13 protein-coding genes are annotated in these 17,538 nt (G+C 51.4%); 6 read left to right on the top strand and 7 right to left on the bottom strand.

The window, feature by feature from the left end:
- Nucleotides 1–12 precede the first annotated feature (12 nt).
- Nucleotides 13–1,566 (bottom strand): acyl-CoA carboxylase subunit beta, encoded by a 1,554-nt coding sequence (locus tag B5G10_RS03620; protein WP_025278056.1) that lies wholly within the window; start codon nucleotides 1,564–1,566, stop codon nucleotides 13–15.
- 5 nt (nucleotides 1,567–1,571) lie between these two features.
- The gene (gene mce, locus B5G10_RS03615; protein ID WP_087423392.1) at nucleotides 1,572–1,985 is read right to left on the bottom strand and encodes a methylmalonyl-CoA epimerase; all 414 of its coding nucleotides are present in this window, start codon (nucleotides 1,983–1,985) and stop codon (nucleotides 1,572–1,574) included.
- A gap of 363 nt (nucleotides 1,986–2,348) precedes the next feature.
- Between mce and dnaK the strand changes: the two genes are divergently transcribed.
- On the top strand, nucleotides 2,349–4,259 hold the full coding sequence (gene dnaK / locus B5G10_RS03610) for a molecular chaperone DnaK (RefSeq protein WP_087423391.1): 1,911 nt from the start codon (nucleotides 2,349–2,351) through the stop codon (nucleotides 4,257–4,259).
- 247 nt (nucleotides 4,260–4,506) lie between these two features.
- Here the strand turns inward: dnaK and B5G10_RS03605 are convergent, their stop codons facing one another.
- From B5G10_RS03605 to B5G10_RS03585, 5 genes are all read right to left on the bottom strand, one after another.
- Nucleotides 4,507–5,820 (bottom strand): hypothetical protein, encoded by a 1,314-nt coding sequence (locus tag B5G10_RS03605; RefSeq protein ID WP_087423390.1) that lies wholly within the window; start codon nucleotides 5,818–5,820, stop codon nucleotides 4,507–4,509.
- A gap of 335 nt (nucleotides 5,821–6,155) precedes the next feature.
- Nucleotides 6,156–7,094, bottom strand: a complete 939-nt coding sequence (locus tag B5G10_RS03600; RefSeq protein ID WP_087423389.1) for a ribose-phosphate pyrophosphokinase — start codon at nucleotides 7,092–7,094, stop codon at nucleotides 6,156–6,158.
- 54 nt (nucleotides 7,095–7,148) lie between these two features.
- Nucleotides 7,149–8,894: an alpha-amylase family glycosyl hydrolase gene (locus B5G10_RS03595; protein WP_087423388.1), complete on the bottom strand. Its 1,746-nt coding sequence runs from the start codon at nucleotides 8,892–8,894 to the stop codon at nucleotides 7,149–7,151.
- Nucleotides 8,895–8,910: 16 nt separating this feature from the next.
- A complete protein-coding gene (locus B5G10_RS03590; RefSeq protein WP_087423387.1) occupies nucleotides 8,911–9,726 on the bottom strand; it encodes a patatin-like phospholipase family protein in 816 nt (271 codons plus the stop codon).
- 176 nt (nucleotides 9,727–9,902) lie between these two features.
- On the bottom strand, nucleotides 9,903–11,426 hold the full coding sequence (locus B5G10_RS03585) for a hypothetical protein (protein ID WP_087423386.1): 1,524 nt from the start codon (nucleotides 11,424–11,426) through the stop codon (nucleotides 9,903–9,905).
- 179 nt (nucleotides 11,427–11,605) lie between these two features.
- Between B5G10_RS03585 and B5G10_RS03580 the strand changes: the two genes are divergently transcribed.
- From B5G10_RS03580 to fmt, 5 genes are all read left to right on the top strand, one after another.
- On the top strand, nucleotides 11,606–12,211 hold the full coding sequence (locus tag B5G10_RS03580) for a leucine-rich repeat domain-containing protein (protein WP_343285883.1): 606 nt from the start codon (nucleotides 11,606–11,608) through the stop codon (nucleotides 12,209–12,211).
- A 530-nt stretch (nucleotides 12,212–12,741) separates the two neighbouring features.
- Nucleotides 12,742–13,305, top strand: a complete 564-nt coding sequence (locus tag B5G10_RS03575) for an L-threonylcarbamoyladenylate synthase (RefSeq protein WP_162612476.1) — start codon at nucleotides 12,742–12,744, stop codon at nucleotides 13,303–13,305.
- Nucleotides 13,302–14,714: a sugar transferase gene (locus tag B5G10_RS03570; RefSeq protein ID WP_087423383.1), complete on the top strand. Its 1,413-nt coding sequence runs from the start codon at nucleotides 13,302–13,304 to the stop codon at nucleotides 14,712–14,714. The genes B5G10_RS03575 and B5G10_RS03570 overlap by 4 nt, the downstream gene beginning before the upstream one ends.
- A gap of 12 nt (nucleotides 14,715–14,726) precedes the next feature.
- The gene (locus B5G10_RS03565) at nucleotides 14,727–16,550 is read left to right on the top strand and encodes a chloride channel protein (RefSeq protein WP_206396544.1); all 1,824 of its coding nucleotides are present in this window, start codon (nucleotides 14,727–14,729) and stop codon (nucleotides 16,548–16,550) included.
- A 6-nt stretch (nucleotides 16,551–16,556) separates the two neighbouring features.
- Nucleotides 16,557–17,525, top strand: coding sequence for a methionyl-tRNA formyltransferase (fmt, locus tag B5G10_RS03560; RefSeq protein WP_087423382.1), 969 nt, complete (start codon nucleotides 16,557–16,559; stop codon nucleotides 17,523–17,525).
- The last annotated feature ends 13 nt before the right edge of the window (nucleotides 17,526–17,538 follow it).

The following is a 17,538-nucleotide window of genomic DNA, read 5'->3' as shown; positions in this document are numbered from 1 at the left end:
ACTTTAAATGTATTACAAAGGAATATTACCGTGCTTTTTAGCCGGGTTGGTTAACTTCTTGGTCTGCAACTGCTGCAAGGCGCGAATGATGCGGAAGCGCGTGTTGCGAGGCTCGATAACATCGTCGATATAACCATACTTGGCTGCGTTGTAGGGGTTGGCAAACAGTTTGGTATATTCGGCTTCTTTCTCGGCCATGAACTTGGCGGGATCGGGAGCCTCTTTGGCCTCTTTGGCATAGAGTACCTCTACGGCACCGGCACCACCCATTACGGCGATTTCGGCGGTAGGCCATGCATAGTTCATGTCGCCACGCAGTTGTTTACAACTCATCACAATGTGCGAACCGCCATAGGACTTACGCAGCGTGATGGTAACCTTGGGCACCGTGGCTTCGCCATAGGCGTAGAGCAGTTTGGCACCGTGCAGGATGACACCGTTGTACTCTTGTCCCGTACCCGGCAGGAATCCCGGTACATCGACCAGGCTGACGATGGGAATGTTGAAGGCATCGCAGAAGCGAACGAAACGGGCGGCTTTGCGCGAAGCGTTGCTGTCGAGCACACCGGCCAGGTATTTGGGCTGGTTGGCTACGATACCTACCGACTGACCGTTGAAGCGGGCGAAGCCGATGATGATGTTCTTGGCGTAGTCGCGTTGAACTTCGAGGAATTCGCCGTTGTCGATGATGGCACCGATTACCTCATACATGTCGTAGGGACGGTTGGGGCTATCGGGGATAATCTCGTTGAGAGAGTCTTCGAGACGGTCGATGGGGTCGTTGCAGGGAACGAGTGGAGCCTCCTCGAGGTTGTTTTGGGGAATGTAGCTGATGAGCTTGCGGATGATGGCCAGGGCCTCTTCACCGTTCTCGGCAGCAAAGTGGGCTACACCCGATTTAACCGAGTGAACTTCGGCACCACCGAGGGCCTCTTGTGTAACGTCTTCGCCGGTTACGGTCTTTACTACCTTCGGGCCGGTGAGGAACATATAGGAGATGCCTTTGGCCATGATTGTGAAGTCGGTCAAGGCAGGCGAATATACGGCACCACCGGCGCAGGGACCGAGGATGGCCGAAATTTGGGGAATCACACCCGATGCCATGATGTTACGCTGGAAAATCTCGGCATAACCGGCCAGGGCGTTGATACCTTCCTGGATACGGGCACCACCCGAGTCGTTCAGACCGATGCAGGGGGCTCCCATCTTCATGGCCATATCCATGACCTTGCAGATTTTCAAGGCCATCGTCTCGGACAGAGAGCCGCCAAATACGGTAAAGTCCTGAGCGAATACATAAACGAGGCGACCTTCGATCGTACCGTAACCGGTTACGACGCCGTCGCCCAAAAACGATTTCTTCTCTTGACCGAAGTTGGTACATCTGTGTCGCACAAACATATCCAACTCTTCGAAGCTGCCTTCGTCGAGGAGTTGCGCAATGCGCTCACGAGCTGTGTATTTACCTTTCTCGTGTTGTTTATCGATGGCTTTTTGGCCACCACCCAGGCGAGCCTGAGCGCGCAGCTCAATCAGCTCCTGTACTTTTTCAAGTTGATTGCTCATATTTATTATTTATTAGGGTCTTCACAAAGTTCGGTTAATACGCTGCAAGTGGATTTGGGGTGCAGGAAAGCGATGTTCAAACCTTCGGCACCTTTGCGGGGAGCCTTGTCGATAAGACGCACGCCCTTGGCTTCTACTTCGGCCAGAGCATTGGCCACACCATCTTCAATGGCGAAAGCCAGGTGGTGGATACCCTCGCCGCGTTTCTCTATGAACTTGGCAATAGTGCTGTCCTCGCTTGTGGGCTCGAGCAGCTCGAGTTTTGTCTGTCCAACTTTGAAGAAGGCCGTTCTAACTTTCTGATCGGCAACCTCTTCGATAGAATAACATTTAAGACCTAAAATGTTTTCGTAATAGGGAATAGCCTCGTCGAGACTCTTCACAGCGATTCCTAAATGTTCAATGTGGGAAATGTTCATAATAATTAGTATTTAGTTAACTTATACTTTTAGACTTCAGGTTCAATACCCATTATAAGACGGGCAAATTTACGTTATTTCGGTTTAATAACGAAATAAATCGGGGAAAATAAGCTGCCGGGCAATCAACCTTTTGCCTCTCACAGACGTTTTCTACACCGAGCCAAAGGGCTCCGCCAAACCGATATGACAAATCGACAGCAATACTGACACAGGCGACCGATGTCGTTTTTGAAAAGACTGACAAAAAAAACATTTTCGCAGGAGGCGTTTTTTGGCATGGCATTTGAATATTATGGAGTGTCGCTCGCAAGAGCGGCAGATAATTAACTCTATTGAATAACAAATAAAAAGTATATAACTATGGGAAAGATTATTGGTATTGACTTAGGAACAACCAACTCGTGTGTCGCCGTAATGGAAGGTACCGAGCCGGTAGTAATCGCCAACAGCGAAGGTCGTCGTACGACTCCTTCAATTGTGGCTTTTGTAGATGGTGGCGAACGTAAAGTGGGCGAGCCCGCCAAACGTCAGGCTATCACCAATCCTACGAGAACAGTGTTCTCGATCAAACGTTTCATGGGCGAGTCTTACGACCAGGTAACCAACGAAATCGCTCGTGTACCTTACAAAGTGGTACGCAGCGACAACAACATGCCTCGTGTCGATATCGACGGCCGTATGTACTCTCCTCAAGAGATCTCGGCCATGATTCTGCAAAAAATGAAAAAGACGGCCGAAGACTATCTGGGTCAAGAGGTAACCGATGCCGTGATCACGGTACCTGCCTACTTCAACGACTCACAACGTCAGGCTACGAAAGAGGCCGGTGAGATTGCCGGGTTGAACGTTCGCCGTATCGTCAACGAACCTACGGCTGCCGCTTTGGCCTACGGTCTCGACAAGGCTAACAAAGATATGAAGATCGCCGTATTCGACTTGGGTGGTGGTACGTTCGATATCTCTATCCTGGAGTTGGGCGACGGTGTATTTGAGGTTAAATCGACCAACGGTGATACTCACCTGGGCGGTGATGACTTCGACCATGTAATCATCGACTGGCTGGCCGACGAGTTCAAGAACGACGAGGGCGTGGACTTGAGACAAGATCCTATGGCTCTACAACGTTTGAAAGAGGCTGCCGAAAAGGCTAAAATCGAATTGTCGAGCTCGACTTCGACCGAGATCAACTTGCCTTACATCATGCCTGTGAACGGTGTGCCCAAACACTTGGTTAAGACGTTGACCCGTGCCAAATTCGAGCAATTGTGCGACCGCTTGATCCAGGCTACTATCGAGCCTTGCCGCAAAGCTTTGCAGGATGCCGGCTTGAGCGCTTCGGATATCGACGAGGTAATTCTCGTAGGTGGTTCGACCCGTATCCCTGCCATCCAGGCTATCGTAGAGAAATTCTTCGGTAGAACTCCTTCGAAGGGTGTTAACCCCGATGAGGTTGTTGCCGTGGGTGCTGCCATACAGGGTGCCGTATTGACCGGTGATGTGAAAGATGTATTGCTGCTCGATGTAACGCCTCTGTCGCTGGGTATTGAAACGCTGGGTGGTGTGATGACCAAACTGATCGATGCCAACACGACGATTCCTACCCGCAAATCGGAAATCTTCTCGACCGCTGTCGATAACCAGCCTTCGGTAGAAATCCACGTACTGCAAGGTGAACGTCCTATGGCCAAAGACAACAAGACCATCGGTAAGTTCCACCTCGACGGAATCCCCGCTGCCATGCGTGGTGTGCCTCAAATCGAGGTAACATTCGATATCGATGCCAACGGTATCTTGAATGTATCGGCCAAGGATAAAGGCACGGGCAAAGAGCAAAGTATTCGTATCGAGGCTTCGAGCGGCTTGACCGACGCCGAAATCAAACGGATGAAGGACGAGGCTGCTGCCAACGCCGAAAACGATGCCAAAGAGAAAGAACGTATCGACAAACTGAATCACGCCGATGCCCTCATCTTCCAAACCGAGAAACAGCTCAAAGAGATGGGCGACAAGATTCCGGCCGACAAGAGAAGTGCCATCGAATCGGCTCTGAACAAACTGAAAGAGGCTCACAAGGCTCAAGACATTGCCGGTATCGACTCGGCTTCGAGCGAACTGGAGAGTGTACTGCAAGCTGCTGCTCAAGACCTGTACAACGCTCAGGCTCAACAACAGGCTGCCGGTGCTCAACAGGCTCAACCGGGTGCTAACGCTCAACAGGGCGGTAACAACGACAAGGATGTGACCGACGTGGACTTCGAAGAGGTGAAATAAGCTAATAAATCTCTAATCCTCTATACCCAGCGAGGCGTATCGCAAAAGCGATGCGCCTCGCTTTTTTTTGTGTCTGCCCGAATACGAGAACGGATGGAGTGAATAAAGAAATTACTCTCTCAGACTCCTTCTTACGATTCTTATATTATACATATTTGAAACGATTTTAGAGAAAACCTTTTTATTACTAAACAAATACAACAGTTTGACGAAGCTAACTTATATGAATGGTATAATTTTCCCATATCTATAAGTTTTTTAATTTTTCTTTCACTTCTATCACTTCACTATAACTGATATCATCCTTATTGAGAATTGCGTATAGTTTATTAGCTAAAGAAACCTTTTCTGCATTATATGGATTTAAGAATCTCTTGGGATTAACCTTTTCTTTTAACTCTTTTATTTCATCTTTATCAATGAAATTGATACCAAGTTCCGATGAAGCCAATGATAAAATGCTCATCAGCGCATCTTTATCATCAGGACTGGTATCTAATAATCTCTTGTATATCAAATTTGCTCTTTCTACTTTATTTTTATCATAATTATCGATAAACTCTTTTGGATTACACAGTCTAACAAGGCGTTGATAAATTGTTTCTGATTTCTTTTTGTGTGATTTTATTTGCCGTATTGTAAACGGAGCAATTAATAGTAAAAATAAAAGAGACACTCCAACACACCACCAAAGTAAAAGCTGATTGCGATTAGCAGAAACAGCCCATTCTTGCTCTTTTATGCCAAATACCCGTTCCTGTGTAGCTGCAATATAAACACGATAATAGCCATTGTGCATCCATCCGTTTTCATATGGCATAACACGCTGAGCCTCATCGTAGCTTTTGTTCTTAGGTATATATATAGGTTTTCCTGCTGTCCACCCATTCCTCATGCTTTCTTCAATGGAAAAGAATTCATTTTCATTACTAAATTGATAGATTTTATTCCACAGTTCGTTAACGTTTCCTTGTCTAAATTTATTTGTATAACTAGATTTAGGATTAGTTGTATAAAAGTCATAAGCTTCACTAACAGCCTGTTCAACAGTATAGAAATTACCCCATTCTGTATTTTTTAATCCAACTTTATACGGAAAAATCGTATTGGTACGAATAAATTCCTCATTGAGGCCACCACAATACACGCGTATAATATTCCATCCCTCATCATTTTGATTAGGATAATCATCTCCCCAATTTAATTCATATAATAAAGCAATATCACCATAATCTTGATTCCATTCATCGATTATCCGCTCCTCAATTTCGGGGTCAATAGCTATTGACGTCTTATTTTTCTTTGGCCGTAAAGGTTTGGTCACTTTTTTATAATGACGTACAGGATAATCACAATATTTTGCATAAAAAAGACCATCCTCATTGTCGACAAAAGCATCTCCACTTGATTGTCCTTGAAACAAGGATTGTATATTTGTCCTTAATTCATATCGTAATCTAATTTTCTTTTGGTCAATATATTTATATACACCAAAAAAAATTACTATTATAGAAATAATCCACAGACAACAAAGAAGAATAATAATGTTTTTTCTTTTCATGATATTAAAAATTAGTCAAGTTTTGAATACAAAAATAGTGATAATGTTTTTGTAAATAGTCATATATAGAATCTATTTGATAACCCTACATAGTATCATCTCTCCCTTTCGAGGCGTATCGCAACAGCGATGCGCCTCGCTTTTTTTATGGCCATACCATTCCTATATGAGATACAGGGAAACGGGGAGAGGGAGATCGGCACAGAAACCGGAAGCTACTCCCCTGCCCTCCCCCGATTCATCGCGTGTCACCCGGCATCAATCAGCTGGGGATAAAACGGACGAAGGCCGGCACCTGACGGTACCGGCCTTTGTCGTTTATGACGGTTGCTGGATTACAGCAGGTATTGCGAACTGATGGATTTGTTTTCGTAAACCCGACGGATGGTATCGGCAAAGAGGTCGGCAATGCTGATGATGTGTACCTTGTCGCACTTCTTGGTGTAGGGAATACTGTCGGTGAAGATCATCTCGGTCATCGACGAGTTCTGTACACGCTCGGTGGCAGGGTCGCTCATCACGGCGTGCGAGGCAATGGCACGTACCGAGAGGGCTCCTTTGCTTATCATCAGGTCGGCAGCCTTGGTAATGGTACCGGCGGTATCGACCATATCGTCCACGAGAATTACGTTCTTGCCCTCTACATCGCCAATCACGGTCATGCTCTCGACTACATTGGCTTTTGCGCGTTGCTTGTGACAGAGTACCAGGGGCACACCCAGATACTTGGCATAGGTGCTGGCGCGTTTGGAACCTCCTACGTCGGGGGTAGCTACTACCATATCCTTGAGATTCAACGATTGGATATAGGGAATGAATACCGACGAAGCATACAGGTGATCCACGGGAACATCAAAGAAACCTTGAATCTGGTCGGCGTGCAGATCCATCGTGATGAGGCGGTTGATACCGGCTACACTCAGAATGTCGGCCAAGAGCTTGGCGGCGATGGAAACACGGGGTTTGTCCTTGCGGTCCTGACGAGCCCAACCGAAGTAGGGAACGACAGCTACGATAGATTTTGCCGAGGCGCGCTTAGCGGCGTCGATCATTAACAACAATTCCATGAGGTTGTCGGAATTGGGGAATGTCGATTGTACCAGATATACCTGGCAGCCACGAATCGACTCCTCGAAAGAGACGGCAAATTCACCATCGGCAAAGTGCTGAATGTTCATTTGGCCTAATTCGCAACCCAGACTATTACAGATTTTCTCAGCGAGATACCTTGAATTGGTTCCCGAAAATACCTTGAAGGGAGGTGTTTGACTCATGATTTTTGGTATGTAAAAACAGAGGTTATTATTTGTGGGACAAAGGTACAATTTCTATTTCGAAATTTTCTTGTCCTTTTTCATTTTTTCTATGTTTCGTTGGGAAAAATTTTTTAATTCCACTTTCCACACCACGGCACCACTGGCGGGAAGGGTGCAGACAAAGGGGGCATCGGGGGCAACGGTTTTGGAGGCTTTCTCGCCACCGATAAGCTCGGTTGCCTCATATTGTCCGGCTTCGATTTTCATCGTTTCGAAGGCGTGGTCGGGCAGATTGATGGCGACCTCGGCGGGACAGGAATCGAAGTTGACGGCGACAAGCAGCAGCTCGTGGCCATACTTGCGCAGGAAGGCGTAGTGACGGTGGGGATTGAACCGGGGATTCTCGCCGTTGACATACATGAGGTCGAAAAAGCTGCCCTGACCGATGGCTTTTTCGCGACGCCCTATGTTGAGTATCGTCTTGTAGAGGTTGCGCAACCGTTTCTGCGGGGTGGTGAGGCGGGCTACCGAGCATCGGCCTCCGTCGTACCACTGCCGCACGGTGGGTACACTCCAGTAGTCGAAGATGGTGGTGCGGCCGTCGTGCCCACTGAAGCCCTCGGCATCATCGCCCCGCTCGCCCAACTCTTGCCCGAAGTAGATCATCATGGGGCCGGTATTCATCATCGTGGCTACAACCAGGGCCGGGATGGCCTTGGCGGCATCGCCGGCGAAAAAGGGCGAAGCGAAACGCTGTTCGTCGTGATTCTCGAGGAAGTTGAGCATGTGCCCCCCTATCCCATCGACAGCCTGCCAGCAATAGGTGAGCTGTGCGGCCGATACCTGATGGCACAGCACACCCCGCAGTTTGTCATAGAGTCCTACCTTGTCGTAGAGGTAGTCGAACTTGCCTTTCTCGATGTAGAGCCTATACAGGGCCTGGTCATAAATCTCGGCAATAAACAGCACCTCGGGGTAACTCTCCTTGACCCGAGCGATGGCCCATCCCCAAAACTCGACGGGCACCATGTGGGCCATGTCGCAACGGAAGGCGTCGATGCCCTTGCCACACCAGAAGAGGAGGATATCGAGCATCTTGTGCCAGGTGTCGGGGATGGGGTCGAAACAGTGGCGATGGCCGCCCATGTAATCGACGCCATAGTTGAGTTTCACCGTCTCGTACCAGTCGTTCTCACTGGGGAAGGCCCCGAAGCAGTCGTTGCCGGTTGCCTTGGCCGGATACTCGAAGTAACGGTCGTTGCCCTCGCCGATATAGAACTGCGGGGTAAAGGCCTGCCGGGGTATGTAGTAGAAGTTGTTGGAGGGCGAGAAGTGCATCTCTTTATTGTCGTGGGCTCCCAAATCCTCGACTCCCTGAGGGGCGGCATCGGAGTGGTACTGACGGGCCACATGGTTGGGGACAAAGTCGAGCACCACCTTCAGGCCGGCCGCATGGGTGCGGGCCACAAGGGCCTCGAACTCCTGCATGCGCTCGAGGGGATTCTCGGCCAGGTCGGGGTCGATGTCGTAATAGTCCTTAATGGCATAGGGCGACCCGGCCTCGCCTTTGACCACATAGCGGTTATCGGGCCGGATGCCATAGCGGGAGTAATCGGTCTTGGTCGCATGCTCGATAACACCGGTGTACCAGATGTAGTTGGCCCCGAGTTTCTTGATTTCCTGCAAAACCTTGGGGGTGAAGTCGTTCAGTTTCCCCGAGCCGTTGCGCTCGCAGGTACCGTTGGGCACACAGTTGTCGCAAGTGTTTGAGAAGAGACGGGGAAGGACTTGGTAGATGATTATTTTTTCGTTGGTCATATCGTGTGAAATTCGTCTATTTGTTCAATTCGTTTATGCGAGAGGCCCGCTTGCCGGTGAAGAGTTTGAGGGTCTGCTGGTACCCCACGTTGGCAATGTCGCGCAGGGCGTGTATGTCGAAGACGGCATAGCGCGCCGCCTCTTTCATGGCAATGAAGAGGTCGCACATCTTCATATCCTCGGTCACGTTGCTCTTGGACATGAAGCTGTAGGAGCGGGCGGCAATATCGACAATCGACTGCTTGTAGCGCTTGTTGACCAGCGGACTCACATTGATGCCGATTACCGTGTCGCACTCGTTGCGTATGGGGAATACGGGCAGATTGCGCAGCACGCCGCCATCGACATAGTGGGTGCCGTCGATGAGTACCGGCGGGAATATGATGGGAATACTGCACGAGGCGGTGACCCGCTCGGCAATGGCTCCCGAACGCCACACCACACAGGTGCCGTGGTCGAGATCGGTAGCCGTGACCACTACCGGTATGGAAAGGTCTTCGATGTTTTGGGCCCGCAGCGACTTCAGCAGAAAGTGTTTGAAACGGTCTATCTTGAAGAAGCCGGCCCGGGGCAGTGTAATCTCGGCCAGATCGTTGAACGACAGGCCCGAGAAGAGGTCGAGAATCTCGTCGGGCGAATAGCCGTCGGCATAAAGCACGGCTATCACGGCTCCGGCACTGGTGCCCGAGATGATATCGGGTCGGATACCCAACTCTTCCAACGCCTTCAACACGCCCACGTGGGCAAACCCTTTGGCGCCTCCGCCACTCAGCGTGAGCCCCAGTCGATACGGGCGAATCGCTACCGGTAAATCTGCTTTTGTTGCTGCCATTTTATTCCGCTCTGTTTTCTCTGCGAAGATACGACTTTTCGGGGAGCGTACAAAATATCGTTGCCATCGTCCAACTCCCGAAGGCTCATTCGATTACCCCGGTAATACGGTTTGCGCCGGCGAGCTGCCAGGCCAGGCTTCCCGTCGGCGCAAATATTTTCGCTCTTACCAGTATATTACCGGACATCCTGCAGCGTGATAATCTCGACTTTCGTATTGCGCAAGTCGGGCATGGCCATGCCCACATCGGCCCCTACATAGGTGGGGTCGCACACGAAATACTTCTCGTTGCCCACGTTCACATGGGTGCCCTTAACCTGGTCATTATCAAAATGTACAGCCGTAGCCAAATGCACTCCCGGGTAATAGATGAGCACCACTTTCATCCCCAGCAGATTTTTTACCAGCTGAGCATACAATACGGCCCGGTCGTCGCAATCGCAGTAGTCCGAGACGATGGTCTCCTCGACAAAGTTCCATTTCTCATATCCATACTGGTCGGGATCGGTCTTGTAGCGAAACGAACTCTGCACCCAGTGCAACAGGAAATTGGCGGCCTCTTTCTGCGACTTCCCGGTAATCTGCGGCAAGAGCTCCTCCCGCAGGCAGTCGAAGGTGGGCTTGTCGATGGGAGCGTTGGCATAGACCGAGAAATCGACATAGGGATAGGTCTCACAATAGCGCACCCGGTTGCGGTTGCAGTCGATGGTATAGGTGCGATTCTCGAAGGTCAGCTCTGTGGACTCGATATCGTTGGCCAGCTCGGGGAGCGAAACCACCGCAAGGTTCATGGCCCGACCTCCGTCGCCATATTCGCCGGCACAAGTCTGCACCTGGGTGAGGTTGCGATGGTGCGGATTGATTACAAAGTATTGCGTGTGGCCACCCCGCTCGGTGATTGTGAAATAGGATGTGTTCTGCAAAGGCGATGTGGTGGCCAGCAGCACAAACAGTTCGGATTGCGAGCGGCCTATCTTGGCCTTGTAGCCCAACTGGTTGAGCATGAAGGTGCGGAAAACGACGAGCTCGTTTTCGGTTCCTCCCGGCAGATAGGCGTTGAAGAGCGTACCCATCAGCTGGAAGGTTCCCCAGTCGTCGAGGCGCAACTCCTGGGCGAGGCGCTGGGCATCGGCTATCCAGGTCGAGACGGGCATGGCCGACAGGGCTTTCCAATAGGCTGCCACCTCGGCTTCAGACACACCGGTCATCCGGCTGCAACGACCACCGGCCACAGCTACCTGCACCCGTGTACCGAAGAAGTCGGCCGACATTCTTTTTTTCACCTCCACGGGTACCGGCTCGATATTGGGTTTGGGGAGATCGGGTTCGACGATTACAGGCTCGGGCTTGCTCTGCGGCAGAGGTTGCAACTCGACAACCGGTATCGATACATCGTCGGCCGGCACACTGTCGCGCGGGTCATACACCGGCGGCTCGGGCATGGGGGTAAAACTGCGTCCCTGCTTGAGCAGCTTGAAGTTCTCCCATCTCTTTTTCAGGAAATCGACATACTGGGCATTGACCGAGTCACGATAGCTGACCATATCGGTCAAACGGTTTTTGGCAAACTTTCTCATATCGGCCAACTGTTGCTGACGGAATCGAGCCATATCCTCGGCCATACTTTGGGCAAATACACTTCCGCCCGACAAGGCAACCACACACAGGGCGGCTGCCACCACTTGTTTTTTCGTTTTCATCGTTTCTTGTTTTTCAGTACCCCTTTTACCGGCACAAAAATCTGTAAATTCATGCGCTCAAACCGCCCTCCCCCCGGCAACCGGATATCGTCACACAGGGTCGAACGGCATCTTCCTCATCGAGGAGGCCTCGACAAAGTTACGGAATTTATCAATCATAAACGCTATTTTATCCATGAATATTCCCCCACTCCCATACTTGTCACAGACTTGTCTCCTATGGAGAATATACCTACACAGTAACAGGCATTAACGAGATGGTTTTTTATAATTGTTCCGGAATTACCTCTGTCTCCATTCCTTCCAGCGTTACCAAAGTAGGTTGGGCCGCATTCTACGGTTGCTCGCATCTGGAAGAGCTTGTCTTGCCGTCGTCTCTTCAGACTATCGGCGACAACGGCTTCGCTGCCTGCTCCAATTTGAAACGCATCATCGTGAACGCTGCCATTCCTCCGACCATAGAGGCGAAAACTTTCTACGAGGTAGATCGCTCTATTCCCGTTTATGTTCCTGAAGGCAGCCTCGAAGCCTATAAGGCCGATGCCTACTGGAGCGAATTCCGATTGTATGACAACGACCCGTCTGGCATTATCTCGCCCCAAAAGGATAACTCAGGCTGCTACGCTGCCAACGGCTTGCTTTACAATCCGAGCGGTGCCGACCTTAACGTCTATAACATGCAGGGCGTTTTGATTTACACGGGCAATGCCACCGAGATCGAATTGCCGTCGCGAGGCATCTACATCCTCAAGACTCCGACCGCCACCCGCAAGGTTGTTCTTTAATCCCGAACAAGAGTGCCGCATCCCCGAAGCCGGGAATCGGACTCTCCTCCATAGTCTGAACGACATTCCGTCCTCACCGCCGGGATGTCGTTTTTTCTTGCCGTGGCATGCCGGCCGATGATTGGTTGCACCGTTTACGGTTTGGAGTCGGAGGGCACCCCCGACCTGCGGCGTGACACGCTCAAGAGAGGAGGCGGCTCGAAAAAAATTCGAGTAAACTTGTTTTTCTGCTCTCACCTTTTGCTATCTTTACGCCACGAAGATAGATATCGGCTTGGCCTTGTCAAACTTGAAAACTGCGTTTCCGGTTTCTCTCTGCGCTCTCCTTTTGCTATCTTTGTAGAAGATAGATAGCGGTTCGGCATAGATAAACTTCGAAAACTGTGTTTTCGGTTTCTCTCTGCGCTCACCTTTTACTATCTTTGTACAACTGCGAAAAGGCGAAGGGGGGCAGCAAGCGGCCTCAACGCCTATCCGACGTCATGATATATAACGTATTATCGTATTAATTAAGAGGATTTACAATGGGAATCAGCGAAGATATCAAGCAGGCTTGCGAGGTAATGGAACGCGGCGGTGTGATTTTGTACCCGACCGACACGATTTGGGGCATCGGCTGCGATGCGACTAATGCCGAGGCGGTGAAACGGGTGTATGAAATCAAGCAGCGGGCCGACAGCAAGGCGCTTATCGTGCTTACCGACAGCGAGCCGAAGGTGGAATACTATGTGAGCGAGGTGCCCGAGACGGCGTGGCAACTGCTCGACGTGGCGGTGAAACCGCTCACGATTATCTATCCGGGAGCCCGCAACCTGGCCCACAATCTGCTGGCCGAGGACGGGAGTATTGCCATACGCATCACTCACGAGACCTTTTCGCAAGAGTTGTGCCGCCGGTTCAAAAAAGCGATTGTATCGACATCGGCCAATATCAGCGGGCAGCCTTCGCCGCATAACTTTTCGGAGATTTCGGACGAGATTAAAAACGCGGTCGATTATATTGTGGAGGCTCGCCGCGACGAAGCAAAAGAGTCGGTACCCTCGAGCATCATCAAAATCGAGGCCGACGGTTCCATCAAGATTATACGTGAGTGATTAACAAGAAGCGACAGACAAGGCGATATGTGTTGGGCGATTACCTGGCCTCGAATGTGGCTTGGTTCTTGTTCAATATCGTGCGGTTTCATTTCCCCGGCATCCAGGCCGGCGGGTCGCTGAAGGTGTATCTGCTCTCGTCGCGAGTAATCGAAGGGCAGATTATCTTCCCGCTGCTGATGATGGGAGTTTTCTATCTGTCGGGCTACTACAACCAGCCGTTTTTCAAGTCGCGCATCCAGGAGCTGGTACAAACCATGGGGTCGGTGCTGGTGAATACGCTGCTCATCTTTTTTATTGCACTCATCAACGATGTGCTGCGCATCAGAATCGACAACTATGAGCTGCTGCTGTTGCTCTATGGGTTGCAGTTCGTATGTGTGTATAGCGTGAGGGCTACCATCACAGCCAACGCCACCACTCTTATCCACCGGGGCAAATGGCAATTCAACACCTTTATCATCGGGTGTGGTGCCAAAGCGGTGAAGCAGATGCACGAACTCGAGGAGCCCCGCCAGGCTCTGGGATACCACATTGTGGGGTTTATCAGGGTGAACCACGAGACACCGGCGTGTGAGGTGGCCGACCGCACATACCCCCTGGAGGAGTTGCCCCGCCTGTGCCGGGAGATGAAGGTCCAGGAACTGATCGTGGCTCCCGAAGAGGATAATCTGGTGGAATTGCACCGCCTCATCAACACGCTGTATCCGCTCAACCTGCCCATCAAGTTGGGGACCGACGAGTTCAGTATCATCTCGTCGCGGGTGAAGCTGACCAATATCTACGGGGCCCCTCTCGTCGATATGAGCAACTGCGCCATCTCTGAAGGGGGTAAAAACATGAAACGGGTATTCGACGTTCTGATTTCGTCGATTGCCCTGATTGTGCTCTCGCCACTGTTTGTCGTGCTGGCGATTCTTATCAAACGCGACTCGAGCGGGCCGGTATTCTACCAGCAGGAGCGCATCGGGTATCGGCATCGCCCGTTCAAGATTTACAAGTTCAGGACGATGAAGTCGGATGCCGAGTCGGGGACTCCGCTGCTCTCGGAGGAGAACGACCAGCGCGTTACCCACATCGGCCGGGTGTTGCGCAAATACCGGCTGGACGAGCTGCCTCAGTTCTGGAATGTGCTCAAGGGCGACATGTCGCTCGTGGGGCCGCGGCCCGAACGCGAATACTTTATCCGCCAGATCGTGGAACGGGTGCCCTATTATGTGCTGCTGCACCAGATACGCCCGGGTATCACATCGTGGGGTATGGTGAAATATGGTTATGCCCGCAACATCGACGAGATGATTGCCCGGCTGAAATATGATATTCTTTATTTGGAAAATATGTCCCTGCTGGTCGATCTCAAGATTATCATCTACACGATACGCACCGTGATCACCGGGAAAGGAGTATAATAGAAAAACGATATGATAGAAGACGAAGATATTGAAATAGACGATACCCCGCAAGAGAAACGCAACGACTGGTTGATGCGCCTGCTGCTGTGGCGGGAGAAGCATATCAACGAGCACAACTTCGTGCTGTTCCTGAGTTTCATCATCGGTATCTGCACGGCGGCGGCAGCCTTGATTCTGAAGTTTCTCATTCACCTCATCCAGAATCTGCTCACCTCGCACTTCGATGCCAACGGGGCCAACTACCTGTACCTCATCTACCCCATCATCGGTATTCTGCTGGCGGGGCTCTATGTGCGCTATATCGTCAAGGACGACATCAGCCACGGTGTTACCCGCATACTCTATGCCATCTCGCAGAAGAAGAGCCGACTGAAACCGCACAACATGTACACGTCGGTCATTGCCAGTTCAATTACCATCGGATTCGGCGGATCGGTAGGAGCCGAGGCCCCTATCGTGTACACGGGAGCAGCCATCGGGTCGAACATCGGGCGGCTCTTCCGGCTGGACCAGCGGCTGCTCATGCTGCTGGTGGGATGTGGCTCGGCGGCAGCCATAGCGGGCATATTCAAGGCACCCATTGCCGGTATCCTGTTTACGCTCGAGGTGCTGATGATCGATATGACCACGACCTCGGTATTGCCGCTGCTCATCTCGTCGATTACGGCCGTGACGGTGTCATATATCTTCACGGGCTACAGCGCCGAGTTTAGTTTCGTGCAGACCGAGACCTTCGAGGCGGCCCGTATCCCTTATGTGATATTCCTGGGTGTCTTCTGCGGCTTTGTCTCGCTCTACTTCACCCGGGTGATGACCCGCATGGAGGATATCTTCCGCAAGATAGGCACCCCGTGGAAAAAGTTCATCTTCGGCTCGGTTATCCTCAGTCTCTCCATCTTCCTGCTGCCGCCACTCTATGGCGAGGGCTACGGCTCCATTACCAGCCTGCTGAACGACAACCTGAAGCAACTGGCCGAAGGCAGTCTGTTCTATACCGAGAACGGCAACATGTGGGTGATGATGCTCTTCCTGGCCCTCATCATTCTGGTGAAGGTGCTGGCCACCAGCGCTACCAACGGAGGTGGCGGTGTGGGTGGTACGTTTGCCCCCAGTTTGTATGTGGGTTGTTTTGCCGGCTTTTTCTTTGCCTATATAATCAACCATATGGGTATATTCCCGTTGGAGCTGTCGGACAAGAACTTTGCCCTGATGGGTATGGCCGGTGTGATGTCGGCCGTGATGCACGCTCCCCTCATGGCCATCTTCCTCACCACCGAGCTGACCGGTGGTTATGAGCTGTTCTTGCCGCTGATGATTACTTCGACCGTAGCCTATGCCACCATACGGATATTCGAGCCTCACAGCATCTACACCATGCGTTTGGCCAAGAAGGGCGAACTGCTCACCCACCACAAGGACAAGGCGGTGCTCACGCTCCTGAAGATGGACAGTGTAATCGAGAAAGACTTTATCGAGGTTCACCCCGACATGTCGCTCGGCGATATGGTGAAGGTGATTTCGCAATCGCACCGCAACATATTCCCCGTAACCGACAACGAAGGGATGCTGCTGGGAATCGTCATTCTCGACGATATCCGCAACATCATGTTCCGTCCCGAGCTGTACAAGCGATTCTATGTGCGCAAGTTCATGACCATGCCTCCGGCCAAAATCGAGGTGGGCAGCAGCATGGACAACGTGATGAAAACGTTCGACCAGACCAACGCCTGGAACCTGCCGGTCGTAGAGAACGGGAAGTATGTGGGGTTTGTCTCGAAATCGAAAATTTTCAACTCGTACCGCCGAGTATTGGTTCACTTCTCACAAGACTAAAAAAGAATGGAAAAGAAAGATTTACGTATCGTCTATATGGGGACTCCCGACTTTGCCGTCGAGAGTCTGCGCCGCCTGGTCGAGGGCGGCTACAACGTGGTAGCTGTCATCACCATGCCCGACAAACCGGCCGGTCGGGGCCACAAGATTCAGTTCTCGCCGGTCAAGGAGTATGCTCTCTCGCAAGGTTTACCCATCTTGCAACCCGAACGGCTGAAGGACGAGGCCTTTATTGAACAGTTGAGAAGTCTGCATGCCGACTTGCAGATTGTCGTGGCCTTCAGAATGTTGCCCGAGGTGGTATGGAACATGCCCCCGATGGGGACCTTCAACCTGCACGCTTCGCTGCTGCCTCAATACCGGGGGGCCGCTCCGCTGAACTGGGCCATCATCAACGGCGATACCGAAACGGGTATCACCACCTTCTTTCTGAAACACGAAATCGACACGGGCGAAATCATCCAACAGAAGCGCATCCCCATTCTGCCCGAAGACAACGTGGGGACCATCCACGACAAGCTGATGGTACTGGGGGCCGACATGGTGGTCGAGACGGTCGATGCCATTCTTGCCGGTACGGTAAAACCTATCGACCAGGCTTCGATACAGACCGACGAGCCGTTGCGCCCGGCTCCCAAGATTTTCAAGGACACCTGCCACATCGACTGGTCGAAACCTTGCATACAGATTCACAACCTCGTGAGGGGACTCTCGCCCTACCCTGCCGCCTGGTGCGAGTGGGTATCGCCCGAGGGGAACCGACTGGGGGTAAAGATATTCCGCACAACGCCCGTGCCGGCATCGCACTCTTTTGAGCCTGGCTCGGTGCATACCGACGGGAAAAGCCGCATCGACATTGCCTGTGCCGATGGCTATGTGCGCATCGAAGAGCTGCAACTCGCCGGCAAGAAACGCATGGCTGCGGCCGACCTGTTGCGAGGATTCCACCTCGACGACCATTTCAAATGTGAATAACGACGCTCGTATG

Origin of the sequence: Barnesiella sp. An55 (assembly GCF_002161555.1) — a bacterium.
Taxonomy (GTDB): domain Bacteria; phylum Bacteroidota; class Bacteroidia; order Bacteroidales; family Barnesiellaceae; genus Barnesiella; species Barnesiella merdipullorum.
This window is presented reverse-complemented; position numbering and strand designations above follow the sequence as displayed.